This is a genomic window from Vibrio rotiferianus CAIM 577 = LMG 21460 (assembly GCF_002741985.1).
Taxonomy (GTDB): Bacteria; Pseudomonadota; Gammaproteobacteria; order Enterobacterales; family Vibrionaceae; genus Vibrio; species Vibrio rotiferianus.
Genome location: NZ_APHW01000111.1, coordinates 41,920 through 67,433 on the forward strand (window position 1 = coordinate 41,920; position 25,514 = coordinate 67,433).

23 protein-coding genes and 3 pseudogenes are annotated in these 25,514 nt (G+C 45.2%); 19 read left to right on the plus strand and 7 right to left on the minus strand.

The annotated features are described in order from the left end of the window. Window positions 1–178 precede the first annotated feature (178 nt). Genes B853_RS24850 through B853_RS24860 form a run of 3 tightly spaced genes read left to right on the plus strand, consistent with a single transcriptional unit; the run spans window position 179 to window position 2,032 of the window. Entirely contained in the window at window positions 179–1,090 is a 912-nt protein-coding gene (locus tag B853_RS24850; RefSeq protein WP_010452915.1) for a LysR family transcriptional regulator, read from the plus strand. Window positions 1,091–1,109: 19 nt separating this feature from the next. After that, complete coding sequence (locus B853_RS24855; RefSeq protein ID WP_038886467.1) at window positions 1,110–1,487, plus strand: MmcQ/YjbR family DNA-binding protein; 378 nt, start codon at window positions 1,110–1,112, stop codon at window positions 1,485–1,487. Between the two features lie 2 nt (window positions 1,488–1,489). Next, on the plus strand, window positions 1,490–2,032 hold the full coding sequence (locus tag B853_RS24860; protein ID WP_038886469.1) for a nucleotidyltransferase family protein: 543 nt from the start codon (window positions 1,490–1,492) through the stop codon (window positions 2,030–2,032). Window positions 2,033–2,039: 7 nt separating this feature from the next. On the opposite strand, the gene B853_RS24865 is transcribed toward B853_RS24860, so the two are convergent. Then, complete coding sequence (locus B853_RS24865) at window positions 2,040–2,963, minus strand: LysR family transcriptional regulator (protein ID WP_009706305.1); 924 nt, start codon at window positions 2,961–2,963, stop codon at window positions 2,040–2,042. Between the two features lie 121 nt (window positions 2,964–3,084). Between B853_RS24865 and B853_RS24870 the strand changes: the two genes are divergently transcribed. The 5 genes and pseudogenes from B853_RS24870 (at window position 3,085) to B853_RS24890 (ending at window position 7,200) form a co-directional block, all read left to right on the plus strand. Then, window positions 3,085–3,753: an SDR family oxidoreductase gene (locus B853_RS24870; RefSeq protein WP_038886472.1), complete on the plus strand. Its 669-nt coding sequence runs from the start codon at window positions 3,085–3,087 to the stop codon at window positions 3,751–3,753. Between the two features lie 100 nt (window positions 3,754–3,853). Further along, entirely contained in the window at window positions 3,854–5,041 is a 1,188-nt protein-coding gene (locus tag B853_RS24875; protein ID WP_038886475.1) for an MFS transporter, read from the plus strand. 79 nt (window positions 5,042–5,120) lie between these two features. Then, on the plus strand, window positions 5,121–5,750 hold the full coding sequence (locus B853_RS24880) for a GrxB family glutaredoxin (protein WP_038886477.1): 630 nt from the start codon (window positions 5,121–5,123) through the stop codon (window positions 5,748–5,750). Between the two features lie 10 nt (window positions 5,751–5,760). After that, window positions 5,761–6,852, plus strand: coding sequence for an alkene reductase (locus B853_RS24885; RefSeq protein ID WP_038886478.1), 1,092 nt, complete (start codon window positions 5,761–5,763; stop codon window positions 6,850–6,852). A gap of 163 nt (window positions 6,853–7,015) precedes the next feature. After that, window positions 7,016–7,200: pseudogene (locus tag B853_RS24890) on the plus strand (hypothetical protein). A gap of 58 nt (window positions 7,201–7,258) precedes the next feature. Here B853_RS24890 and B853_RS24895 read toward each other — a convergent pair. Beyond that, complete coding sequence (locus B853_RS24895) at window positions 7,259–8,701, minus strand: glutathione synthase (protein WP_038886480.1); 1,443 nt, start codon at window positions 8,699–8,701, stop codon at window positions 7,259–7,261. Between the two features lie 462 nt (window positions 8,702–9,163). Here B853_RS24895 and B853_RS24900 point away from each other — a divergent pair, with 462 nt between their 5' ends. Then, window positions 9,164–9,685: a DUF2058 domain-containing protein gene (locus tag B853_RS24900; RefSeq protein ID WP_038886483.1), complete on the plus strand. Its 522-nt coding sequence runs from the start codon at window positions 9,164–9,166 to the stop codon at window positions 9,683–9,685. Between the two features lie 86 nt (window positions 9,686–9,771). Here B853_RS24900 and B853_RS26640 read toward each other — a convergent pair whose 3' ends face one another. After that, window positions 9,772–10,254: a DUF2059 domain-containing protein gene (locus B853_RS26640; protein WP_029561145.1), complete on the minus strand. Its 483-nt coding sequence runs from the start codon at window positions 10,252–10,254 to the stop codon at window positions 9,772–9,774. Window positions 10,255–10,437: 183 nt separating this feature from the next. Beyond that, window positions 10,438–10,830 carry a ribosome recycling factor family protein gene (locus tag B853_RS24910; RefSeq protein ID WP_038886485.1) on the minus strand — a complete coding sequence of 131 codons (393 nt, stop codon included), beginning with the start codon at window positions 10,828–10,830 and terminating at the stop codon, window positions 10,438–10,440. Window positions 10,831–11,065: 235 nt separating this feature from the next. On the opposite strand from B853_RS24910, the gene B853_RS24915 reads away from it, so the two are divergent. The 3 genes from B853_RS24915 to B853_RS26955 are packed head-to-tail and all read left to right on the plus strand — an operon-like array spanning window position 11,066 to window position 12,648. Beyond that, on the plus strand, window positions 11,066–11,500 hold the full coding sequence (locus B853_RS24915) for a DUF6795 domain-containing protein (protein ID WP_038886525.1): 435 nt from the start codon (window positions 11,066–11,068) through the stop codon (window positions 11,498–11,500). Further along, complete coding sequence (locus B853_RS24920; protein WP_128827049.1) at window positions 11,501–12,028, plus strand: lipase family protein; 528 nt, start codon at window positions 11,501–11,503, stop codon at window positions 12,026–12,028. After that, window positions 11,995–12,648, plus strand: coding sequence for a lipase family protein (locus tag B853_RS26955; RefSeq protein ID WP_428843303.1), 654 nt, complete (start codon window positions 11,995–11,997; stop codon window positions 12,646–12,648). The genes B853_RS24920 and B853_RS26955 overlap by 34 nt, the downstream gene beginning before the upstream one ends. Window positions 12,649–12,655: 7 nt before the next feature. Here B853_RS26955 and B853_RS24930 read toward each other — a convergent pair. Then, window positions 12,656–13,521 (minus strand): annotated as a pseudogene (locus tag B853_RS24930) (LysR family transcriptional regulator). A 107-nt stretch (window positions 13,522–13,628) separates the two neighbouring features. Between B853_RS24930 and B853_RS24935 the strand changes: the two are divergent. Together B853_RS24935 and B853_RS24940 are read left to right on the plus strand one after the other, a co-directional pair. After that, window positions 13,629–14,884 (plus strand): annotated as a pseudogene (locus tag B853_RS24935) (adenylosuccinate synthetase). Between the two features lie 632 nt (window positions 14,885–15,516). Further along, complete coding sequence (locus B853_RS24940) at window positions 15,517–16,647, plus strand: EAL domain-containing protein (RefSeq protein ID WP_428843304.1); 1,131 nt, start codon at window positions 15,517–15,519, stop codon at window positions 16,645–16,647. Window positions 16,648–16,687: 40 nt separating this feature from the next. Here B853_RS24940 and ppsR read toward each other — a convergent pair whose 3' ends face one another. Beyond that, window positions 16,688–17,524, minus strand: a complete 837-nt coding sequence (gene ppsR, locus B853_RS24945) for a posphoenolpyruvate synthetase regulatory kinase/phosphorylase PpsR (RefSeq protein WP_038886493.1) — start codon at window positions 17,522–17,524, stop codon at window positions 16,688–16,690. Between the two features lie 349 nt (window positions 17,525–17,873). Here ppsR and ppsA point away from each other — a divergent pair, with 349 nt between their 5' ends. From ppsA to B853_RS24970, 5 genes are all read left to right on the plus strand, one after another. After that, on the plus strand, window positions 17,874–20,243 hold the full coding sequence (ppsA, locus tag B853_RS24950; protein WP_038886527.1) for a phosphoenolpyruvate synthase: 2,370 nt from the start codon (window positions 17,874–17,876) through the stop codon (window positions 20,241–20,243). 186 nt (window positions 20,244–20,429) lie between these two features. After that, entirely contained in the window at window positions 20,430–21,209 is a 780-nt protein-coding gene (locus tag B853_RS24955) for a lipid-binding SYLF domain-containing protein (protein ID WP_038886495.1), read from the plus strand. Window positions 21,210–21,330: 121 nt separating this feature from the next. Then, window positions 21,331–22,152: a LuxR family transcriptional regulator gene (locus B853_RS24960; protein ID WP_038886496.1), complete on the plus strand. Its 822-nt coding sequence runs from the start codon at window positions 21,331–21,333 to the stop codon at window positions 22,150–22,152. A gap of 81 nt (window positions 22,153–22,233) precedes the next feature. Then, window positions 22,234–23,490, plus strand: coding sequence for a tyrosine--tRNA ligase (tyrS, locus tag B853_RS24965; RefSeq protein WP_038886497.1), 1,257 nt, complete (start codon window positions 22,234–22,236; stop codon window positions 23,488–23,490). 164 nt (window positions 23,491–23,654) lie between these two features. Further along, window positions 23,655–23,951: a Dabb family protein gene (locus B853_RS24970; protein WP_038886499.1), complete on the plus strand. Its 297-nt coding sequence runs from the start codon at window positions 23,655–23,657 to the stop codon at window positions 23,949–23,951. Between the two features lie 69 nt (window positions 23,952–24,020). Here B853_RS24970 and B853_RS24975 read toward each other — a convergent pair whose 3' ends face one another. After that, window positions 24,021–25,493: a DUF1214 domain-containing protein gene (locus B853_RS24975; protein ID WP_038886500.1), complete on the minus strand. Its 1,473-nt coding sequence runs from the start codon at window positions 25,491–25,493 to the stop codon at window positions 24,021–24,023. Window positions 25,494–25,514: the final 21 nt, after the last annotated feature.

Sequence of the window (25,514 nt, forward strand, 5' to 3'; positions counted from 1 at the left end):
ATTGGTTCAACGAAAAATAGGCGAACCGTAAACAGATATAGATAACATCTATACCCACTAAACCGAACGTGACTGAGATCTACGAAAGGCATTTATCTTCGAATAAATGAGGTTTTAAATTTGTGATTTATAAATATTATTGTGCAAAATACTCCCACTTAAACTATGGGTAACACGTATGGATAAATCACTTCAGCAGTTTTTACTTGTAGCTCGCTGCAAAAGCATCAGTGCAGCTGCAAGGTTAGCAGGGTTAAGCCAACCTACAGTCACCCACAACTTGAAAAAGCTAGAAGACAACCTTGGTGTCATGTTATTTGAACGACACGCAAACGGTATGGAGCTAACCGAGTATGGGCGCATCCTCTATCGTCATAGCAATGCAATGCAGCACGAGTACAACCAGATGATGCAAAGCATTGGTGAACGAAAACAATACCAAGTAGGCAAAATTAAAATGGGAACGGGCGATGCATGGTGGCCTTTGTTTGCCAAACGCGCACTCGACGAGCACCTTGCTCAATCTCCCTCCGCATCTACTCACGTAGAGTTTGGTAATCACCTCGCTTTGATGGATTCGTTAATCAACGAGCAAATCGAATTCTTTATTGGCCATGAGATCGTTGGCCTATCAGAAAAATGTGATGTCACGTTTATCCCTTTGTTTCAAACCGCTGATGACTTCTTTGTTTCACCAAGCCACCCTCTTCTCAGTCAAGTCGTCACAGAGCGAATGCTGCATGAATACCCCGCGCTCTCAGTAACTTATGACGCAAAAAAGTTCAATCACGTCATTGATAATCCCATTCCAAAGCAAAATGAAAGAGAACGCCAGCAACTGGATGATAGACCGACGTACGAAATTGACTCATTACTTGCCAGCATTGATACCCTTAAAGACAGCGTTGCTGTAATGTCCTATACCAGCCATCTGAGTGATTATTTGGAGTCGTTCGGTTTGCAGAAACTAACTATGGAAAAAAAAGCGAAACCGGGAACGGTAGGAATTTATCGTCACCGACGAGAGACCTCGGAATCTCACTTAGCTTTGATCGAAAGAATAACGAAACTGGCGCAGAGTTTAAGTTGAAAATGAACGAGGTGTAACGATGACATACGATGAATTTAATCAATTCTGCGGCTCATTCGCTGCCACTTCCCATGTAGTTCAATGGGGCGACGCGCACGTTTGGAAAGTCGGTGGAAAGGTATTTGCTATTGGTGGCTGGAGTAAAGACAAGCAGCCTGCATTTACGTTTAAGACTTCCCCTTTAAACTTCGATTTTTTAAGTGATTATGAAGGCTATATTCCTGCCCCTTATTTCGCTAACCGAGGTATGAAGTGGATTCAGCAAACAGAAACCTCCGGACGCCTAGACGAAGAGCTAAAGTACTATTTATCAGAATCTTATCGATTAGTTGCACTTGGCTTGAGTAAGCGAAAACGCGAAGAATTGGGCATTGAGCTGCCACCTGGGAAGCAATAGTAATGTTTGAAGATAAACTCGTCCAGTTATTGGCGAAGGATCCAATTCGCGTTCAAGCATTGCAATGCGTCTGCTCGCTAGATTTACCAGATTGCTACATTGCTGCTGGCTTTGTTCGAAACTTAGTTTGGGATCACCTTCATCAAAAGCAAAATTCGACACAATTAAACGATCTTGATGTGGTTTATTTCGCTCCGAATGAGTTCGACGATCAGGCCAACCTCGAATACGAAACTCAACTAAACGCCTTAATGCCAGAGCTCAACTGGCAAGTTCGCAATCAAGCAAACATGCACCTAAGGAATGGTGATGAGCCATACCAAAGTACCTTAGATGCGATGAGTTACTGGCCAGAAAAAGAGACAGCGGTCGCTGCCAGATTGAACGAAAAGAACCAGATAGAGTGCATTTCAGCGTTCGGGTTTGAGTCTTTGTTTGAAAGTCAGATTACTTACAATCCCAAGCGAACATTAACGCTGTTTCAATCTCGGGTAGAATCCAAAAACTGGCTGAACACATGGCCTCAATTGCAGGTTGCCGTCTAAGTCTTGCTTATTCAGGAAACTGACTATGGAAGCGCTCAATCAAGAAGTCCAAAAACAAACGAAGTCGCTTGGGTTGATACTGGCGGCTCAGGTAAATCACGTTCAAATCCGCGCCTGCAGAAGAGGTCGATGCGTTGAAGTTCTTCATATAGCCATTTAACACCGTCACTAAACGCTGCTGTTTGATGTCTTCTTGTACATCGAGAATCGATTTCAACGCAATCCCCGCCCCATCTAATGCCCATTGACGAATCACTTCACCATCATCAGAAAAACGCTTCGGTACGACAGTAACAACGTTGTGCTGCTCTTCATCTTGAAAGTGCCATGTTTTCAACTCTTCATTGCTGCGAACCATGGCTAGACAATCGTGCTGAGCTAAATCTTGTGGCGTGATCGGCGTGCCTTTCTTTGCCAAATACTGAGGAGAAGCGCAAAGCACTCGGCGACTGGACGCCAGTTTGCGAGAGATAAGGTTGCTGTCGGCTAGCTCCCCATATCGGATAACGATGTCCAAACCGGACTCCGCCAAGTTGGATAAGTTGTCGTTCAAATACAGATAAGGGATCACATCGGGATAGAGCTGACTAAATTCCGACAGTATTGGCGAAATGTATTGCTTACCAATATCACGAGGAGCCGAGATTTTAAGTGTGCCGCGCACTTCTTTGGTGCCAGTTTGGAGTAAGTTCTCCGTCTCTTTAACGCTGTCGATGATTTCCAAGCATGCCTGATGGTACATAGCACCAGAGTCCGTCAGTGAAATATGCCTTGTACTGCGATTAAGTAATTTCACCCCATAACGGTCTTCCAACGACTGCAATCTTGCCGTTACTGTTGCTGGCGATAAACCGAGCTCTCTACCAGCCGCCGCCAGCCCTTGGTTCTTCACTATGCTGACAAACAGCGTCATATCCGAAAACTTGTCCACATCCCCTCCTGAAACCTCATTATTCATCTGAGCTGAATAATCAATTCAAATATTACCCAATTATCAAATTTCTTCCAATCAATATACTGGCTCCAACAAAACAAGATTGGAGAAACAAATCATGAAAACAGAAAAAACTGTTTACGTCGTACTAGGTGGTACATCAGGTATTGGTGCTGAACTTAGCCAACAACTTGCAAGCGACAATGCGGTTGTCCACGTAGCAAGCCGCAAAACAGGGTTAGACATCAGCGATGAGCAGTCGGTTTACCACTACTTCGAAACCATTGGTGCTTTTGACCACCTGATCGTCACAGCAGGTTCTTATGCTCCGGCAGGCAAAGTGATGGACGTGGAAGTTTCCCAAGCAAAATACGCTTTTGATACCAAGTTTTGGGGCGCAATCAATGCGGCGAAACATGGCGCACGCTACATCAAGAAAGGCGGCTCAATCACGCTAACATCTGGCATGTTATCGCGCAAAGTTGTTGCTAACACCTACGTCAAAACTGCCATCAACGCGGCCATTGAAGCGACCACAAAAGTACTGGCGAAAGAATTAGCTCCTATCCGAGTGAATGCAGTCAGCCCAGGTTTGACTAGAACTGAGGCATATCAAGGCATGAGCGAAGACGACAGAAAAGCCATGTTCAAACGCACACAAAATAGCCTGCCCGTAGGCAAAGTAGGCGAAGCCGGTGACGTTGCAAAAGCTTACTTACTTCTGATTGAAAACAGCTACATGACCGGCGCCGTGATTGATGTTGATGGTGGCGCACTGCTTGGCTAACAACACCCGCTTAGCTAACCGCAAATAAAAACAAGGTGCCAGAGCAATAAAAAAGCATGGCACTAATGGGTTCAAACGAAATAAAAAAAGAGACTCCCCCATGAATAAAGAAAAAATGCCGCTGCAGGTATGGATCCTAACGCTTGCAGCTTTTGCCATCGGTACCGCGGAATTTGTTATTGCAGGAATCCTTCCTCAAGTCGCCAACTCTTTGTCCATTACGGAAGGGCAAGCGGGTTACCTAATCAGTGCCTACGCGCTTGCCATTGTGTTTGGCGGCCCGCTACTTACGATTTACTTAGCACGCTTTAACAAGAAAGCCGTACTGGCTGGGCTAATGGTGCTGTTTATTCTCGGCAACGTAATGTCCGCTTTCGCACCGAACTACTTTGTGTTGATGGTCAGCCGAGTGATCACGGGCTTGGTTCAAGGTCCTTTCTACGGTATCGGTGCTGTGGTGGCGACCAATTTGGTTTCAGAAAAAATGGCAGGCCGTGCGGTCGGACAGATGTTCGCAGGCCTAACACTGGCTAACGTTTTAGGTGTGCCTGGCGGTACTTGGATTGGCTTGCAATTCGGCTGGCACACCACTTTCCTAACTGTTGCCGCTTTTGGTTTAGTGGCTCTGTTCTTCATCACTTCAGTGATCAAATCGACTGGTCATGGCGAAGCAAAAGATGTCAAAGCGCAATTGGCTGCGTTCAAAAACCCAATGCTACTTATCAGCCTTGCGATCACCGTATTTGCTTGGTCGGGGTTTATGACTTTGTATGGCTACATCGCCCCTATCGCCATGCACATCACTGGCTTTGGTGAAAGTGCCGTGACTTGGATTTTGGTTATCGTTGGTGTCGGTCTGATTGTCGGCAACACCATGGGTGGTCGTTCATCAGATAAAAACCTACAAAAAGCGTCCATGTTCTGGGCTATCGCGATGATTGTATCACTGGTACTGGTCGGCCTAACTGTCGACAGCAAAGTTCTGTTTATTGCCACCGCCTTTGTATTTGGTATTGCGTCATTCGCTAACGTGCCAGCAATGCAGCTTCGAGTAATGAACCACGGTGGTGAAGGTCAGGAATTAGCAGCGACGGCAAACATCTCTGCGTTCAACTTAGCCAATGCCTTTGGCGGTTTCTTAGGCGGCATGGTGCTCGATAGCCAAATGGGCGCAGGCATGATCCCTTACGCAGCCATCATTGTTCCACTGATTGGTTTGCTATTCATCGCCAAGGCGAATCGCAAAGAAAGCAAACAAACCGACTTAGCACCAAGCTTCAACAACTAATTTCATCCCTACTGGTAGCCCTGACTTAACGCCTCCCGAACAAGCGGGGCTACCCAATACGAATCGATAGGAAAACACTATGAAACTCTACATTTACGAACATTGCCCATTCAGTGCTCGCGTCCGCTATGTTGCTGGCATGCTGAATATCCAACTCGACGTCATCAATATTGCTTATGACGACGACAAAACCACAACAGACCTGATTGGAACCAAACAAGTACCACTTCTTATCAAAGACAATGGTGAAGTGATGGCAGAAAGCCTAGATATCATCGCTTACTTCCTTGAATTGGCAGCATCAAGCGAAACAAACCAACCATCTCAACAAGCGCTGGATTGGCAAAAAATTGCGTTTCTTCCACTGCAAAAAGTGGGTTACCCACGTTGGTCAAACATGGATTTACCAGAGTTTGCCACTCAGTCTGCACAGCTCGCTTGGCGCGCGAAAAAGGAAACTGAAGCACTCAATTTTGACGCACTTCTGCAACACACACCAAACATTGCCAAAGAGGTAGAAGTGCTCATCGAACGTGCGAAAAGCGTGTTGAATCTCAATTCCTACCAGCATGTGACTTTGGTAGACGAAGCGATCTTATTTTCTATTTTGCGTGGGTTCTTCAGTGCCGCGGAAATCCAATGGGACAACACCGTGAAAGATTGGATGGAATCGGTAAGCAACAAAACCCAAGTACCACTACTTAAGTAAGGAACCGATCATGAGTAAGCTATTTGAACCAGCACAGCTGAAACAACTAACTCTGCAAAACCGCGTAGCCATGGCTCCAATGACCCGAGCGCGCACCAGCCAACCGGGAAACATTCCAAACCAAATGATGGCTACTTATTACAAGCAGCGTGCTACCGCAGGCTTAATCATCTCTGAAGCCACCCAGATCTCAGACGATTCGCAGGGTTACTCATTCACACCAGGCGTCTACACTGATGAGCAAGTGGCAGGCTGGAAAACCGTCACTCAAGCAGCAAAAGAGCAAGGCGCAGCGATGTTTTGTCAGTTATGGCACGTTGGTCGCGTATCACACCCAACATTCCAAAAAGGCGAACAGCCTATTGCTCCATCGGCACTAAAGCCAGTAGAAACCCAAGTGTGGATTGCCGACCAACAAGGCAATGGCAACATGGTCGATTGTGTAGAGCCCCGAGCCATGACTCAAGCCGATATTGACCGCGTTGTGAGTGATTTTGCCTATGCCGCGAAACGTGCGATTGAAGCAGGCTTCAATGGAGTAGAAATCCACGGCGGTAATGGCTACCTGATTGACCAGTTCCTGCGTACCAATTCAAACCACAGAACCGATAATTACGGCGGCACTCGCGAAAACCGACTTCGCTTTTTGTTAGAAGTGGTCGATGCAGTGAGCGAAGCCATTGGTGCCAACAAAGTGGGAGTACGACTCGCACCTTTCATCACTTTCAAGGACATGAACTGCCCAGACATTGTGCCAACCATCCTTGATGCATCGAAACAACTTCAAGCTCGTGATATTGCGTACTTGCACCTGTCTGAAGCGGATTGGGACGACGCACCAGTGATTCCAGAAAGCTTCCGCATCGAACTGCGCGAATACTTCACCAACACGATTATCGTCGCGGGCAGTTACACCCAAGAGCGTGCTGATGAGGTACTTGAGAAAGGTTATGCGGATTTAGTCGCGTTTGGACGCCCGTTTGTGTCTAACCCAGATTTGGTGGCGCGCTTACAGCACCAACAACCTCTGGCAGAACTGGATGGCTCAACACTCTTTGGTGGTAATGAACACGGCTATACAGATTACCCAGCGCTTGGTTGAGAGGCTTTACCTGCTTGTGATAGCGATTCATAGCGTGCCGTATTTCTCAGATTAATCAGTTGCTGCCCCATAAAAGGAAAAGCGCAACACAGCTCAACGTTTTCTTAAGTTTGAATATAATAAACTGGCTGCATATTCAGAATGCAAATTTAGGAGAACGCTCGTGTCTGATGAAACTACAAAACAAGAAGTGACTGTTGTTGATATTAAGATGCCATTTATGTCGATGGTGATCTTTATGGTTAAGTTCGCTATCGCTTCAATCCCAGCGATGATCATCCTAGGTATTATTTTTAGTATTCTAGGAGCCCTGTTCGGGGGATGTTCCACGGTATGGGCCACATGTAACCGACTAACCCACAAATAAAAACACTCTCCATGTTTTACTCATGGAGAGTGTTTCTTTTTAATCCACCAGCACTAAAGAATCTAAGATGCCTTTACCACTGTGGATGCCACCTTCATTTTCACTGGCTGGTTTACTGCGAATCAAATAGCCCGCATAACCTTCGAATTGCGTTACAGGTTCACCTTGATAGTGCGCCGTGAATAAACCAATTTCACTCACAAGGTCCGTCACCACGCTCAGCTGTGCATCACGCACTGCAATCGTCGGTATTTCTCTTTCATGAGGATACAAACGCTGCATCAAGGCCCAAGCACTGTATTGCTCTTGCGGTAGTCGACTCAGCTGTTTCGCTATATCGTCACCAAAGATACAGTGACCACCGCCCTCACCTTGGTTTTTCAATACCCATTCGTCTTTGTTACCAGAAGCAGCAAACCATTTAATCGTGTCAATGTTAATCGGCTTCATCTCTGCCAATACACTTTTGACTAACTCGGATTCTGCAAGATTGAGCCCCCAGCGCTGATACTCACTTGCTGGCATAATTGTTAACAACATTTGCATCGATTTGCTAGTCGCCAACTGTTGAGCGATGGTCGCATTCATCGCCACGTAGTGCTTTTCCATGAACAAACGAGTCTGGCTCAAGGTGTGGCAACAGATTGGTTCATTTAGCTCTGGCGAGAAGTAGTCTATATATTGATAACCAGCACGTAAGTACACAACGTCAAGACCACCGATGTTTTCTAGCAAAAGGCGTTGTTCGTCACCGCTCGATAGCTGTGAACTTAACTGCTCAAAGGTACGCCTTACCGTGCGAACGCCAAGCTTCTGCAATTCCACTTCGAGCAAGTGTTGGTCATACACGTTGTCTTCGTTTTTCTGCACCACCATCAGAAACGTCGGTGCGCCTTCTTCATTAAAATGCGCTTTGACTTTTCTCGCGGCAGTGGCAATGCCAAGCGCAAGTTGCTGCATGCCTTGGTTATCGGCTGGTGTTGCCGTTTTATCTTCCAACCATTGTTGATAGATGCTGCCCCATTGTGAGCTTAAGAATTGATGTAGCTCTGTTGCTCGCTGACCAAAAGGCGCCATCCCAGCCGCAATGCCATTAAACTCGATGACTTTCGCACCGTGTTGACGATCATCCATAAAGTCGGTTCGCATTAACAGCAGCGGTTGGCGTGCTGCTTCATGGTGAACCTCTTTATGCAGTTCCAATAAACGCTCAAAGAAAGTATCGGCTTTGCCTAGCTCGGCTAGGGAGGTTTGCAGGAATTCATAATCCTCAGACACATGACTGATCAGCTTGGCGATCAACGGCGTCACTTTCTTCAAATGTGCGAACACATCACGCTCTATCGTCATTGGCGCAAAGCTAAAAGGACAGTGTCTTGCGGTGTTATCTGCTTGACGAAATGCCACGCCGTGCATGATTGCCCACTCACAAGCTTCTTCAATCACTTGTTGTGGGATGGTTTGTTTGTCTGAGGTACTCATGGTTTTTGCTTCAAAAATTTTTCGCCTAATGTACTTAAGACGCTGGAAGTTGCAATAAGACGCACACTTTCTCGATTTATTTTTCGTTTTTTTGCTCAACAAAGCGCCGAGTCATATCCCGCCGTATGCTTATACTCAAGTAACCTCGAGGTGCTTGGTTCAGCGAGAATGACTTGGTTTGAAGGCGAGGCAACAATTTGAAGATCTAGTGATTCTAAATCAATAATTGTTAACGAAGCATACTAACCAAGACAACTCGCCCTTCGGGAGCGTGTCACTGAAGCAATTTCTTCGTCAAACAACTTGGAAAGAGCTAACTATTCCGCTTCGTTGTTTTCCTCGAACTTGAATCAGTGACAACGCTCTGAATCCTGCACCTTGAAGTCACTTGAGTATATCCCTCTTTCTTTGCGGCGGATGACTGGTTAAAATGCACAAAATTGCGCACTAACTGGATAGATCATGGCAAAACTTACCCTTCAAGAGCAGATGCTTAAAGCAGGCTTGGTTAACGAGAAAAAACTGAAGAAAGCGAAAAAAGGCTCTAAAAAATCACGCGTTCAAGCTCGCGAAGTAAAAGCGGCGGTTGAAGAGAACAAACGTCAGCAGTTAGAGCGTGACAAGCAATTGAGCGAGCAACAAAACGCAGAGCGCTTGAACAAAGAAATCAAAGCACAAATCAACCAACTGATTGAAATGAACAAGGTTAATTTGAAAGATGGCGACATCAAATACAACTTCACACACGGTACACTTGTGAAATCTCTGTACGTTGAGTCAGAGATCCGCGAACAGCTGATCAAAGGCATCTTGGCAATCGCGATTGTTGGTGAAAGCTACGTTGTTATCCCGCGTGGTGTAGCAAACAAGATTGCTCAACGTGATGAATCAGTGATCATCGAACAGAAAGAACCAGAAGCGGACATCCCTGCAGAAGATGACCCGTACGCAGATTTCGTCGTACCAGACGATCTGATGTGGTAAGAGTACCTCAATTTATAATAAGAAAGGCCGCTGTCTAAGCGGCCTTTTTTCTTCCCAAGATGAATGTAAATCTAAAAACAGTGTCTTTACTGCTCTTCAATATCAGCATGAAGTTGCTTAATTCTTGCTTGAAGCCTTGGTGCTAAATTCTGCATCATAGTTTGGCTTAAAATCATCGACTCTTGGGTCACTTGAGGCATCTTCTTCAAAATACTCTGACCTTCGTCCGTTTGATAGAAAGCAAGCATCGCTGAAATCTCAGCTTCAGTGAACTGTCTCATGTAGACATCCATTGTCATAGGCTTAAGTTTAGCCCAACTCACTTCCTCTCTAAGCATCTGGTTAACATCTTGGTAGTACTGCTCAATGATGGCTTGCTTCGACTCTGAGACGTTGAGCTCTTTGGAGGCTTGAATAGTGACCTCATTCACCTGGGCATGAATTGTTTCAACAATCGCATCCATGTCCATAATCTCTAGCAGTTCACTGAGTTTTTCTAGTTTGGTTTCTTCTGAAGCCATTACATGTAACGGCAACACAAGCAACATAGCTAATACCAACTTCCTCATCACTCTATCTCATCCTCTAAAGCTATTGATATTTCTAAAATATTCACATAATTGCTTAAACAGGTATGACTTTATAAGTTCGTGAGCAACAATGCACTACTGCTGATCACAATAACGGATTTCCTCACTAATTAAGCCAAGATAAATGACTACCAGCACCGTAAACGTGTTCAATGTGCTCTTTCAAAGCATCTCTGCCTCAAAGCGCGCCGTTCGCGCTTGCGCGATGGTACAGTTTGTTTCTGACATCAACTCTGCCAAAGTAATATTTGGGTTTTCTGATACCAATCTAACGAGCTTGGCTTCCAAAGGTTCGAGCTTATCGCTGTGTTTGGTGAGACCAACTTCTATTTTGCTGATCATAAATCGCATCGGCTCAGCTTCTTCGGCCCTAATGTAATCGAGAAACGCTTTCAAATCCAAAGCCTCACCAGTAATTTGCCAATTACGTGAACGTCGGATGCGCTTCAGTTCGCACTTCTTTTCCACCGCAATTGCTTTAGCCCGCTTAGCATTATCACCACCAATTCGGTGTATTAAAGATGGTAGAGGGATGGATAGATTACGACTATTCATTTTATGGAGTTCAACGCTTCGAAAACAACGTTAATAGTACTTTCAATGTTAAATTAGTCCAACGTTAGAAATGTCAATTACATTAGCAAGTGATTCGAGCCGAGAATCTTTTAAGCTTTGTTGAAAAATACGCTAGCAAAAACAAATATGGTGATTATTTTCTAATAAAGCGTGGCGTATGCGTAACCACCTTCTGTTGCTAGTTTTTTTCACATTTCAAGGAATAGCGAAACCCATGGAGTTTACTTTAAGTCCTATTATTCAAGGCTCTATAAATCAAAACGGAACACCTATCGGGGGATTGAAAATAGAGAGGACTATAGTTCATAACGGAGTCAAAACTGATACTGTCATTACGGATGAAAACGGAGATTTCTCGTTTAACCCAGTTCTTCTACCTCCTGATCACAAACAGCATTCTCTACAAGATATAAGAGTAAAATTGGATGTCAGTACGATATTTGATGGTAATGAAGTCACCATATGGCAATCCAAACTTCACACGTATCAAGTTTCTGAGCCGATCATTAAGTCGTTACGAAATCTAAATTGTAATCTAGTCGAGCCACTTAAAGTATTCTCATATCCTGAGTCAAAAAATGAACCTGTTACAAATGAGGTTTATAGTATTTGTTCTCAAAGTGAGCTCAAGTTTGAGGAGTTATACTAAGTGAAAACACTCTCCCCTAAAGAAGCGCTTACATTTGCAGAGCAAGCTTACGATATCGAGTTTGATACTAAAACATTCAAACCACACCGCAGATTAGCTAAAAAGTTTTCTTTTGATGTAGGCCAAACGACTATCCAAGCACAAACAGGCTCAACTTTAGGGCTAGTTTCAAAAAGAATCTCCAATTTCGTACTTTGCGCAAAGGGGACTGGAGAACAAAACGGGCAATTTGTACTTGCATTCCGGGGTACCAACTTTGACTACACTGCAGATAAACTAACCGACCTGAATATTGGAATAAAAGGAAGTAGCAACGGATCTAGTGCTCATGCAGGTTTTGTTAACACATTTCATAGTTTGAAAGTACACCTCTTTACCTATATACAACGCAATGCTAGCAGCATAAAAACAATACATTGTGTTGGTCACAGTTTGGGGGGGGCGCTATTGCTTCATTGTGTGCAGACTGGATTAGAGTTAATTTTAAAATCAATGTGGTACTTTATACCTTTGGAGCACCTCGTGTAGGCTTGCAATCTTACGCTCAAAAATCAACCAACTCAAACTTTGCAATTTTCCGTTGCACAAACGGCGCCGACCCCGTACCGATGGTGCCTTTGTGGCCATTTGTACATGCACCTATTGATAAACCAGAGTTCAGACTCGACTCATCTGTAGGTATTTTGGGAGATGCTCATAAGTTAGCATCTTCTATCGGGTATAAAAAAACACTTACTTCAGACTCTTGGCAACACATCGGAAGATCTTCGAAAATGTATCTCCATAGATCTGTTAGATTAAAGTTTCAGAATAGCCATCAAGTCATGTTTAACGGTCATTGGGCTGACAAAATAGCAGCAGCATTGAGGACTCTATTAAGGGAAGCTGGATACGTTGGTTTAATTGCGATACAGGGGGCATTCGTAGGCAGCTTTACGTTCTATGATCTGGTAGCAAGATCCATAGAAAAAATCGTCCGAATTTCTGATAGGTTTCGGGAGCAAACAGAAGGGTTATTAGGGCATATGCTCCGATTTGCTGGGAAAGTAGTTCATAAAATTCCTGACCTATCATTTAAGTTCATAAAGTATGTATTTAACTTATTGTTGAAGAAGTTAAATAGCTCTGTCTTCAGAGCACTGAAGTAACTATTGCCTACCCCACCACCGATACATTCTCCCCCACCCACTTCAATAACTGTTTTGCGGCTTTGGACAGCACTTGGTTTTGGCGCACTATGTAGCAAAATCAGTGTTGGGGAAACTAGGCAATGGCGTGACTTCTCGCGAGAGTTTCAACCTTGGGTCGAGGGAGAAATCAGGCACAATCGCCGTTCCAAAGCCAGCTTCGGCCCAATCTATTTGCGCCTCTACGCTACCGACTTCCATCACCCTGTGTTTAGGTAATTTCAATTCAGGCAAAGAGGCATCAATCAGTTCACGCGTTCGGGTATCGTGCCCAAGTAGAATCAAGGTTTGGTTTTCTTCCGTGTTCTGTTTCCATTTGAAAATATTATCGCCGAAAGCGCACCAATGGATTTGCGTCAGAGGTGTGAAGTGTAGTGGTTGGCTTTCTTTCTGTGCAATAACAAAACCAATGTCAGCTCGGGCACTTTTTACCAAATCCACCGCTTGCGATGACGTGGTATTGAACAGCGCTAAGTCAATTCCAGGATATTCACTTTTAAATTGTTGAAAAGGCTTGATAAGTAACAAACGTGAGACGATATCACTCGCCGCAATTGAGAGCGTGCCTTGTGTTAAGTCATTGATCGCATTGAGGTCGGATTGGCAGATTTGTAACTCATTCAACATATGCTGAGCAGTGTCCAATAATCGCTTACCCGCTTGAGTCAATTGCACAGGGTTACGTTCGATCAATTTCGCGCGCGTCGCTTGCTCAAGTTGTTTGATGTGTAAGCTCACATTTGGCTGTGTCATGTGCAGTTCAATCGCTGTTTTGCCGAAATGTTTTACTTCTGCCAAGGTGACAAACGTACGTAACCAGTTCAAATCTAACATAGAAAATTACCCGATATGATTTTCTTATCAAGTTAATGAGTATAATTAATTTCTCTTATTCATGCGAGCATCCTAAGATTTTCCGGTCTGTTTTTGGAGAATGAATTATGTCGTCTATCGTTGTTGTGGGTGCAAACTGGGGTGATGAAGGCAAAGGCCGCATCGTTGACTTTTTGGCAGAGCAAGCTTCTGCAAGCATTCGTTTCCAAGGTGGTAACAACGCGGGTCACACCGTGGTTAACGACCTAGGTACGTTCAAGCTGCACCAGCTACCAAGTGGCGTTTTCAACCCTGACTGTTTGGCAGTTTTAGGTCCGGGTATGGTTATCAGCCTGCGTCGCTGTCTGAGGAGATTGCGGAAGTTGAAGAAGCGGGCGTGAAAGTGAAAATGTGCATCTCTGATCGCGCAACACTGTGTCTACCTCTACACGCACTAGAAGATACGCTAGAAGAACAACGCTTAGGCGACAACGCATACGGTTCAACTCGTCAGGGTATTGCCCCTGCATACGGTGACCGTGTGATGAAAAAAGGCATCCTAGTTGGTTGGTTGAAACAACCAGAAGTTCTAGTAGAACGCATCAAGTTCTGGATGGACTGGAAACTTCCACAACTACGTGCACTTTACCCAACGTTCGAATTCGAACAAACCGCTGAAGAGATGGCGAACTGGTTACTAGAAGTGTCAGCACCTTGGCGTGATGCTATCTGCAACGTAACGCTTCCGCTAAAAGAGCTGCAAGCAAAAGACCAAACTCTACTATTCGAAGCACAGCTAGGTGCGGGCCGTGACCTTGTTTACGGTGAGTACCCATGGACAACCTCTTCAAACGTTGTGTCTATGTACGCAGGTATCGGTAGTGGTCTTCCTGCTCTACGTCCAGAGCGCGTTATTGCGGTAGCAAAAGCGTTCAGCTCATCAGTAGGTACTGGTACGCTGATCACAGCAATGGAAGAGCAAGATGCATTCCGTGAACTTGCGGGTGAATTCGGCGCAACAACAGGTCGTCCACGTGACATGGGTTACTTTGATGCAGTAGCGACTAAGAACGGCGTTGAGCTTCAAGCAGCGACTGAAATCGCTCTGACCAAAGTAGACTGTCTGACTGGTCTTAAAGATCTAAAAATCTGTGTTGGCTACGAAGGCGAGCACAGCGAAAACCCAATTTGGCCTCAAACGGCTGCTCTAGCACCAATCTACGAGAAGATGGAAAGCTGGAGCGAAGACATTACTGGTTGTCGTAAATTCGAAGAGCTACCAGTTGCGGCACAAAAATACGTTCTACGTATTGAAGAACTGATGGGTGTACCAGTGAAAATGGTATCGGTTGGTCCTGGTCGTGAACAAATGATTATGCGCTAAGACGTAAACAATACGTCTATTGGCAAGCGGCTTTTATCTTTTCCGGGGTAAAGCCGCTTTTTTTATAACTAAATATCTTTAGCTAAATTTTTTATAAGATCAAGCTCACATTCTACGTAGAATAATTCCTAAATTTGAGACGCTTCATATAGCTTTGTGTAACTTTTCGATTTTGCTTCCAAATTCTTGTGAATTATCATTTTCTTACTCGTACTTATCGTGGCTTTGGTGACAACTTTAAGATGCTTATTGTCGCGGTGATATCTTTCTCCGTCACCATGTTGGCAATGATTCCAATCGCCAATCAACATCACAAGAGCCTCACTTTAACTGCCGTTTCTCAGATAGAGTCTGAATTGTTATCGAGTATCGATCAGTTAAGTTATTTACTCGAAGATGATTTCTATGAGCAAAGTTGCGACCACTTAATCTACGAACTACGAAGTAGCATTTTCAGTCTAGGTATGGCTAAGGAAGCGGCTACGTTCGACGATAATGGTAAAGTGCGCTGCACCAGCAGTGAGCGCGCACCATCCTTCCACATATACAAAACGATACTAGCCCGCCTCGCGGAGAGTGAATCACATGTCACTCTATCGTACACGCGTAGTGCCTTAATCCCAGATAAAACCTTGATTTTATTATTCTCTCGCTACAATGGGAGAGGAGTAAGTGTTCTTTACCCCAAAGAATATCTTATTGAAATGGTAGAAGATATTTTTAGCTTTGGTGATATGGATTATCGAATCGATGTTATTGGCCGAACGGTCAAAAGCGCGAAAGGCAAAGAGCCAATCAGAATTGAAGAAATTGAGTCATCCGTATTTCCGCTTAAAGTCTTCTCTTGCGTTGGGATAAATTTCTACTTTACCTACCTCCTGAGTAAGCTTTGGATTGGGTTATTGGCAATGACATTTTGCATGCTTGCTTACCTGATGTATTCCGCGAGAAAAGTGGAACAAAACAGCTTAGAGTTTTCTTTGGCTAAAGCGATAAAAAATAAAAACCTAACGGTCCACTTTCAGCCTATTGTTGATCAAAGAGACAACAGAGTTATCGGTGGTGAGTCACTGGTAAGATGGATTGATCCAGTTCAAGGGTTTATTTCGCCTGGAATCTTCATACCCTTAGCAGAAAAAGTCGGCCTGATCGACAAGATCACCTACTTAGTGCTAGAGAGGGCGGCCTTGTTGATAGAGAAAAACAAATCCCATTTCCAAGACCGCTACATCAGCGTGAATATTAGCCGCTCCCTTATTTTACGAGCCGACTTTATCAATGAAATTGAGGCTCGGCTGAGATTCAGACACTTTATTTGTGAGAGATTGGTATTCGAAATAACGGAAGAGGCGATATTTTCTGAGTCTGAACTATCAACACTAAAAAAACACCTCAATAGCTTATCTCAGCTAGGGATACGAATCGCGATTGACGATTTTGGAACTGGATACTCAGGACTAGATTTTATCACTCAGTATTCTTTTGACATCATCAAAATCGATCGCGTCTTTGTCAATAACTTGAATGACAGTCAAACCATAAGACCTTTACTCGAATCTATGCGCACACTAGCAACAACACTCAATATGTCTGTTGTAGTAGAAGGGGTTGAGGAAGAATCACAACTAATGGTTTTACGCCAATTAGGCTTTTACAACATCCAAGGTTTCTATTTCTCGAAACCTATCCCTCACGATAAGTTTATGACATTTGTTGAGCAAAGCGACAAAGCCGCAGGCTCACTTAAAAGCTTAACCTGTTAGACAAAAGAGCGCACTGCGCGCTCTTTTGCTATGGGTCTGATTAACCAAACAAGCGACGCTTCATACCTGCCCTTTCCAGAATTCGCGTGGTGATTTCTTCTACCGACAGCGATGACGTGTTGATGTAAGGAATGGCTTCTCTTCTAAACAGCGCTTCTACCGTATCAAGCTCCAACTTACATTGCTCAGTGCTGGCGTATTCGCTACCTGACAAACGGTTCTCGCGGATTTCATTCAACCGTTCTGGGTTGATGGTTAAACCAAACAGTTTATGGCGATGGATTTCAAACTCCGGCAATAAACGCATCATCTTGACGTCTTCTGCAATAAACGGGTAATTCACCACACGTAAGCCAAATTGCATCGCCATGTACAGACTGGTCGGTGTTTTGCCACTGCGTGACACGCCAAGGAGGATAATATCGGCTTCATCTAAGCCTTTAAGCGTTATGCCGTCATCGTGAGCCAAGGTGTATTCAATCGCCGCAATACGGTCGAAATAGGTGTCCGAATCTTTGCTTACGCTACGTGAGCGCTGCATCTTTGGTTGTGGCGCCATCTGAATGTCATCTTGCACCTTCTGCACAATGCTTTCTAGCACGTCATAGCTATAGGCTGGAGCTTGTACAAGCATCTCACGGATTTCTGGTACAACAATCGAAAAGAAAACCAAAGGCTTCACGCCATTACGTTGGTAGGAAATCTCGATTTCTTTGATGACGTCGGCCACTTTGTCTTCACTTTCAACAAAAGGAAAGGTTTTTTCGTTAGGAATAAAGGAAAACTGACCCAGAACAACATGGCCTAATGTCTCACATGTTATCGCCGTTCCGTCAGAAACATAGAATACATCACGACTTTGGTTCTTTATTTGCATTTTAGTTTAATTTTTCAAATTCATTTGAGTAGGATGGTTTACATAATATTAATAAATGAGTTTGGCTTGCAATTGCGTGCCCCACAGCTTTGGAAATTCTTCTGAGTTTTTTTAAGCCAAGACGTAATCGTTTGCCTTTCATATCAACCACGAAAAGTGTTGATAGATGTTTGCGTTGGAAAATTCGTTTAAGCCCTAGTTGGGAAGTTGTAGTTAATGCCCCTTATCTACAATGGCTGCTAGTCAGCTCGATACTGCGTCTTCAATGACATTGACCTGCAAGGATGCTCAACTGCTGCTCGAGGTTGGTATAAATCCCTACAAAGCTGCAATGTTTCTGGAGAAAGACATGCAAAAGAACACCCTCTGGTTCAATGGCCTATCCATGGATGATGTCGACAAAGTCGGCGGTAAAAATGCTTCACTTGGCGAAATGGTTTCTAACCTAGCCAATGTTGGTGTATCGGTACCAAACGGTTTTGCGACAACCTCATATGCGTTTAACCAATTCCTTGACCACGAAGGTTTGGATGAGCGTATTCACCAACTACTTGATGAACTAGACGTTGAGGATGTAGAAGCCCTGCGCAAGACAGGTGCCACCATTCGTCAATGGGTATTAGAAGCCCCGTTCCCTGCGGATCTTGAACAAGATATCCGTGATAACTATAAAGAACTGACAGACAATCATCCTGAGATTTCTGTTGCCGTTCGCTCTTCTGCAACTGCAGAGGATCTACCGGATGCGTCATTTGCTGGTCAGCAAGAGACGTTCCTAAACGTAAAAGGCATTGATGCAGTACTAGAAGCGACCAAGCACGTTTACGCTTCTCTGTTCAATGACCGCGCAATTTCATACCGTGTACACCAAGGCTTTAACCACCGCGGCATTTCGCTATCGGCAGGTATTCAACGCATGGTGCGCTCGGACAAAGCCTCTTCTGGCGTTATGTTCACCCTAGATACCGAATCTGGCTTCGACCAAGTCGTGTTCATAACCTCTTCTTGGGGCTTGGGTGAAATGGTAGTTCAGGGCGCTGTTAACCCTGATGAATTCCATGTTCACAAGCCAATGCTAGAAGCGGGTCAACACCCAATTGTCAAAAAAACCTTTGGTTCTAAGCAGATCAAAATGATCTACTCAGACCGTCAAGAGATCGGTAAGCAAGTTGAGATCATCGATACCTCAGTAGAAGAGCGCAACGCCTTCTCTCTGAATGATGAAGAGATCAAAGAGCTAGCAAAACAAGCGATGATCATCGAGAAGCACTACAAACGTCCGATGGACATTGAGTGGGCAAAAGATGGTATCGACGGCAAGCTATACATCGTACAGGCGCGCCCAGAGACAGTATGTTCTCAAAGCGAGCAAAACGTGATTGAACGTTACGAGCTCAGCAACAAAGCAGACGTTTTGGTTGAAGGTCGTGCAATTGGTCAGCGTATCGGTAAAGGTCCAGTGCGTTTGGTGGACTCTCTAGACCAAATGTCATTAGTCCAAGACGGTGATGTGCTGGTTACAGACATGACCGACCCAGATTGGGAGCCAGTGATGAAGAAGGCGTCTGCGATTGTCACCAACCGTGGCGGCCGTACTTGTCACGCAGCCATCATCGCACGTGAGCTTGGTATTCCAGCTATCGTAGGTTGTGGTGACGCCACCAGCAAACTGACTGACGGTGAGACAGTGACCGTGTCTTGTGCAGAAGGCGAGACTGGTTACGTTTACCAAGGTGAATTGGAGTTCGAAATCAAACGTTCTGCGGTTGACGAGCTTCCACTCCTGTCAACTAAGGTAATGATGAACGTCGGCAACCCTGAGCGAGCATTTGACTTCGCTCAGATTCCAAACGAAGGTGTGGGTCTTGCGCGTCTTGAATTCATCATCAACAAGATGATTGGTATTCACCCGAAAGCGTTGCTGAACTTCGACGCACAAAGCGATGAGCTAAAAGCTGAAATCACTGAGCGTATCCGTGGTTACAAAGATCCAATCGATTTCTACGTTAGCAAGCTAACCGAAGGCATCGCGACTATCGCGTCTGCATTCTGGCCAAAGCGCGTGATCGTTCGTATGTCTGATTTCAAATCCAACGAGTACAGCAACTTGGTTGGTGGTAAAGGTTACGAGCCGCACGAAGAGAACCCAATGCTGGGCTTCCGTGGTGCGTCTCGCTACATTTCTCCAGTGTTTGAAGACTGTTTCGAGCTAGAAACTCAAGCAATCAAACGCGTTCGTAACGAGATGGGTCTGAAGAACGTTGAAATCATGATCCCATTCGTTCGTACACCAAGCGAAGCAGCTTCGGTTATAGACCTACTGGCTAAGTTCGACCTACGTCGTGGCGACCAAGGTTTGAAAGTCATCATGATGTGTGAACTACCGTCAAACGCAGTACTTGCTGAAGAGTTCTTGAAGTACTTCGACGGCTTCTCTATCGGTTCGAACGACATGACTCAGCTTACGCTTGGTCTTGACCGTGACTCTGGCGATGTTGCCCACCTATTCGATGAACGTAACCCAGCAGTAAAAGCCATGCTACAAATGGCGATCGATGCGGCAACCAAGGCAGGCAAATACGTCGGTATCTGTGGTCAAGGTCCATCAGACCACGATGACCTTGCGGAATGGTTGATGGAACAAGGCATTAGCTCTGTTTCACTCAACCCAGATACAGTTATCGATACATGGTTGAAGCTAGGTAAAGTGAGCAAGTAAAACGAGCCTTCCTAACTTGTAATACAAAGCCCTCAAGCTCCTGAGTTTGAGGGCTTTTTATTTGCCTGCCATGTCAAAGCTATGTGAGTTCGTGACCGCAATCCCAAGCTATGTCTTCCTTATATTCTCCCCCTTCCCTTTTTCACCTAAAATTAAAGCACACCTATTTCATAGAAGAATGGATATATGAAAAAGCCTCTTGCTCTTATCACTGCCTTAGTCATGCTCACTTCTCCGGCTTATGCCGACTGGGACGACATTTCTAACAGCCTTTCAGACCTAGGGGAGGCTGTTTCGGATACGGCGAAGGAGACGTGGGACAGCACCAAAGAATTCTCAAAACAAGCATGGGAAGATTTTACTAATTGGTCAAAAGATGCGATTAACACCGCTGGCGAATGGACGGATGCAAGTATTGAAACCAGTAAAGAGTGGATCGATGAAGCCGACAAGAAAATTGATGAGCTGATGGAAGGTGATACGCCAGAAGAAGCTCGCCAAGCGATTGATTTGATGGCGGATAGCACCTTGCTCAAACTGTTTAATGAGAAACCTGAAGCCAAAATACTCTACGACAAAGCTTACGGTTATGCAGTGTTTGATTCACGCAAACTGTCGTTGATGTTCCACACCAACTCAGGCTCCGGTGTTGCGGTCAACAAATCGACCGACAAGCGCACTTACATGAACATGTTTGGTGCTGGCGTCGCCCTTGGTGTTGGCGGTAAGTTCTACCAACAAGTCGTACTTTTTGAGAAAGAAAAAGACTTCAACACCTTTGTCGAGGAAGGCTGGGAAGCATCGAGCGAAGCTTCTTTAGTCGCTGGTGAAGATGGCGAAGAAATGACAGCACAGTTCAACAGCGGCGTAGCAGTATATCAGTTAAACACCACAGGCTTGTTGGTTGATGCGAACGTTTCTGGCTCGAAATACTGGGTCAACAAAGAGCTGACCGATTCGCAGTAATCTCAAGAACGCATCGATTTATTTAAGGGGAGCACAGGGCTCCCCCCCCTTTTTGATCACTTTGGGATAGCGGTCTGTTGCGTTATGCTTATCTCACCCTTTACCGGACTCTCGAATCCCCATGCCTAACGACGCATTCAACACTCAACTTGCAGAGACAATTTCTGCGCTTAACTCACCAAGCTTTACGCCTAAACTCATGCGCGTTATTGCTTCGTTATTGAGTTTTGATTGCGCGGTGATCCTCGGCTACCGCGAAGGCAAACACCCTATCTATCTGTATGATTCGATTGAGAATGAACGTGAGCTTTTGTTCCAGCGTTATCTCACCACCTCTTTTCAAAACGACCCGTTTTACCAGAAGCTTAACACGAGCAAAGAGCAAGGCATCTTTACGCTCAAAGATGTGGTAGGCAAAGACGTCGCCCGTAACGATCTCGATTACCAAGCCTATTGTGAGCAGTTTTACCATCAAACGGGCTGGAAGGATGAACTCAGCATGCTGATCGAAATCGAACCGACGCGTTGGGTGATGCTCTACTTCGGTTTTATGCAGGACGATAAGCGCTTCACCAAGCCTCAAGTCACCAAGCTTAAATCTTACTTCGCGATTATTCAGTCTTTGTGCCAACAGCACTGGAAGCAGACTGAGTTTACACTCGCCGAACCAGTGTTTAGCCCTAACGCATATTCAGGGCAAATGCGTGCAGCGATTGAATCCGCACTGGCATCTTTTGGTGAAACTGTCCTCACCAAACGAGAACAGGAAATCGCGGCATTGATCGCGCAAGGCTATGACAGCAAAGAGATTGCAACGCAGCTAGATGTTGCAGAAGGCACAGTCAAGAACCACCGTAAACGCATCTACGCACAGCTGAATGTGGCGTCTTTAAGCGAGTTCTTTCAGTTGTTTCTCAACCACCTGATCACTCAATCAAGATAACAAACTGTCCCTTTAGGGATATATCTCGATTCCGCATCGCCTTTTAATCTGAATACAACCAAACCAGATAAAGATAAGACGATGACACTGATTGAAGATTTACAAGCTCGCGGTTTGATTGCCCAAGCGAGCGATTTAGACCAAGTTCAACAACTGCTATCTGAGCCACAAACCTTGTACTGCGGTTTCGATCCAACCGCAGGTAGCTTGCACATTGGCCACCTTGTGCCACTGATTATGCTCAAACGTTTTCAAGATGCAGGACACCAAGCCATCGCCCTGATAGGCGGTGCGACAGGTATGATTGGTGACCCGAGCTTTAAAGCTACAGAGCGAAGCTTAAACTCAGAAGAGACCGTAAAGGGTTGGGTACAAGATCTGTCGAATCAAATTCAACAGTTAATGAATAACCAAGTCAGCAAGCCAATGATCATGGTAAACAATGCGGATTGGGTGAAGCAGATTAACGTGATCGACTTCTTCCGTGATGTAGGTAAGCATTTTTCCGTGAATACCATGATCAGCCGAGAGTCGGTGAAGCAACGCTTGCAACGTCCAGACCAAGGCATCTCATTCACCGAGTTCAGTTACGCACTGCTGCAATCTTACGACTTCGCAGAATTAAACCGTCAGTACGGCTGCCGCCTACAAATCGGTGGCAATGACCAATGGGGCAACATTGTTAGCGGCATTGACCTTACTCGCCGTCAAAATAGTGAGCAGGTCTTCGGTCTAACCCTACCTTTGATCACCAAATCTGACGGCACTAAATTTGGTAAAACCGAAGGTGGCGCTGTGTGGTTAGATCCAAGTAAGACCTCGCCTTACGCTTTCTACCAATTCTGGTTATCCGCAGAAGATGCCGATGTTTACCACTTCCTACGCTACTACACCTTCTTGAGTTGCGATGAGATTGCCGCGATTGAAGCACAAGACAAAGAGAGCAAAGGCAAACCGCAAGCACAGCGTATCTTAGCAGAGCAAATGACGCGCTTTGTCCATGGTGAAGAAGGCTTAGCAAGTGCGGAGCGAATCACTCAAGCGCTATTTAGCGGCAATGTGCAGCAACTCAGTTTGAGCGAGCTAAAACAGTTGGAACTCGATGGCTTGCCGAGCATGCAAAGTGCTGAGCAAGACTTGGTTGAACTACTGGTTGAATCGGGCTTAGCCAACTCAAAGCGCATTGCTCGTGAGCTGATTGGCAACAACGCCATCAGTGTGAACGGAGAGAAAGTGGATGCACAAAACCCAAGTTTGAACTTCCCGTTGTTCGATCAATACTGGTTGCTTCAACGCGGTAAAAAGCATTTCTACTTGGTGAAACGCATCGCGGGTTAACGGTTCCCATCTAACGACCTACGACCTAGCTAGACCAACTAAAACGCGAGCCAAAGTGCTCGCGTTCTTGATTCCCTATTTTGTGAAGCCAAAAGCTAACTTTAGAGCGGATGCCCGTTATAGTGTTGTTCTTCAAACACAACAAAATATAACAACACAAAGCCATGATCAGACACATTCTACTCATCAAATTTAAAGCATCAGCCACCAGCAACAAAATCCAACACCTGCGAGAGCTATTCAAAGCCATGCCAAAGAAAGTGGAAGGCGTAACCGACGTTGAATGGGGCTTAAACAACAGCCCAGAAGGTAAAAACAAAGACTACACACACGCTGTGATGATGACGTTTGCCGATGAAGCGGGTCGTCAGAATTATCTGCCTCACCCAGAGCACGATGCGTTGAAAGAGGTGTTTAGACCACTGCTTAAAGACGTCATCGTGTTTGATTACGAAATCTGAATCTCTCAGGTAAGTATCCGGACAAATAAAAAGCCACCACGACAATTTGCATCATAGTGGCTTTTGAGGCTACTTCACGTGTTTAAAGTTTGGCAGAATCGTTTCTGGCTTCTGCTCAACAAACGCTTTGCTTGGTGAATAGGCGCGGAAGTACACAAACCAGTTTTCATCCGGTCGAGTTTGTACCCAGTTTGTTTCATTCACACCTTCTGGCTTAGTGGGTGAGAAATGGAACGTGTAGTTACCGTTGGCGTCTTTCACTGTGCCCGGAACGTTAGATCCCACATCCGCACGTTGAATGTCGTTATCGATGATGGCGCGGTTTTCCACGTTGTACACAGTAATAGTCCAGAACAGGTCGGCGTAATTCACATCGCCATCTAAAGTTAGCGTGTAGTGATTACTGCCGTTTAGGCCATAGCCTTCGCCGTCACGATAGTTATCAAGGTAAATCTGACCCCAGCCACCATTTTCAAAGCCATGCATCGCAATATCGTTCGTCACCGCTTCATAAAACCATGCCGCGCGACCATCGAGATCCATGCCATAAGCGCGATCTTGGTTTGGTGTTGATGCTGTTGCCACTTCCCAGCGATTTCCCTCAGGGCCATATACAGACTGAGGTAAGCGCTCTGTTTTGTTGAAGTCGATATTCTTAGTCATGGCCTCACCAAGCACTACCGCTTCTTTCATGATCTTCACTTGCTCGGCATTTGGTTCGAAAGGTTTACCCTTCTCAATACCCAATGGACGCAACATGTCATGCATCATGCGATCGCGTTCTGCAACAGGTTCTGTTTGAATGGCTTCGTTGAGCACCTGCCAAAACTCCATACCACGTGGGTGTTTCGCGTCGAGACCTTTTTTCGGGAAGTTAACGCCTCGGTCACTGAGTGGTTTGCCATCCAGATGCGTGATAGACATCGACTCCAAGTCCGTCATGCGCTGTTTCTCTGTTTTGGCCATTAAGCGCACACCAAAGAAGACATAGTTAGTATCCGATTCAAGTACCACCGCATCTTTTGGTAGGTTCTTTGGTGTTTCGCTGCCCTTAGCTTTTATCACGTATGTGCCTGGTTTGGTCATTTGTGCAATGCCAATCTGCCACATGGTATGCACCGCGCCACGCAGTTCATCGGTCGGGATGTTCACCACTACGGGCTCTTTCTCTACGTTAAACCATGTAATCGCGTAAGGCGTTGAGGTGTTGTAAGTTAAGCCGCCCAATTTGGATTGATGGGATGCCACATAAGTGATTTGGCCATCTTCTGAGCCCATTTTTTCATACGCCGCCTTCCACGCGTAGTTAGATGTCAGCGGAATAGACCAAATGTAAGCTTGTGTCGCACGCTGAAAATCCATCAGATTAAACAGTTTCTTTGAACTTTCCTCTGTTGGAATGCCGTTGAGCACGCTGGTTTCAAAAGCAAAATCACCAGAGCGGGTGTGCATGGTCTCAATCTTGATGTTGTCTGCGTATGCGCTACTGGTTAAAGCAGCAAATATCAAACCAGAGATAAGGTTTTTCGTTACTTTTTTCATGTCTATTCTCTACTCGTCGTT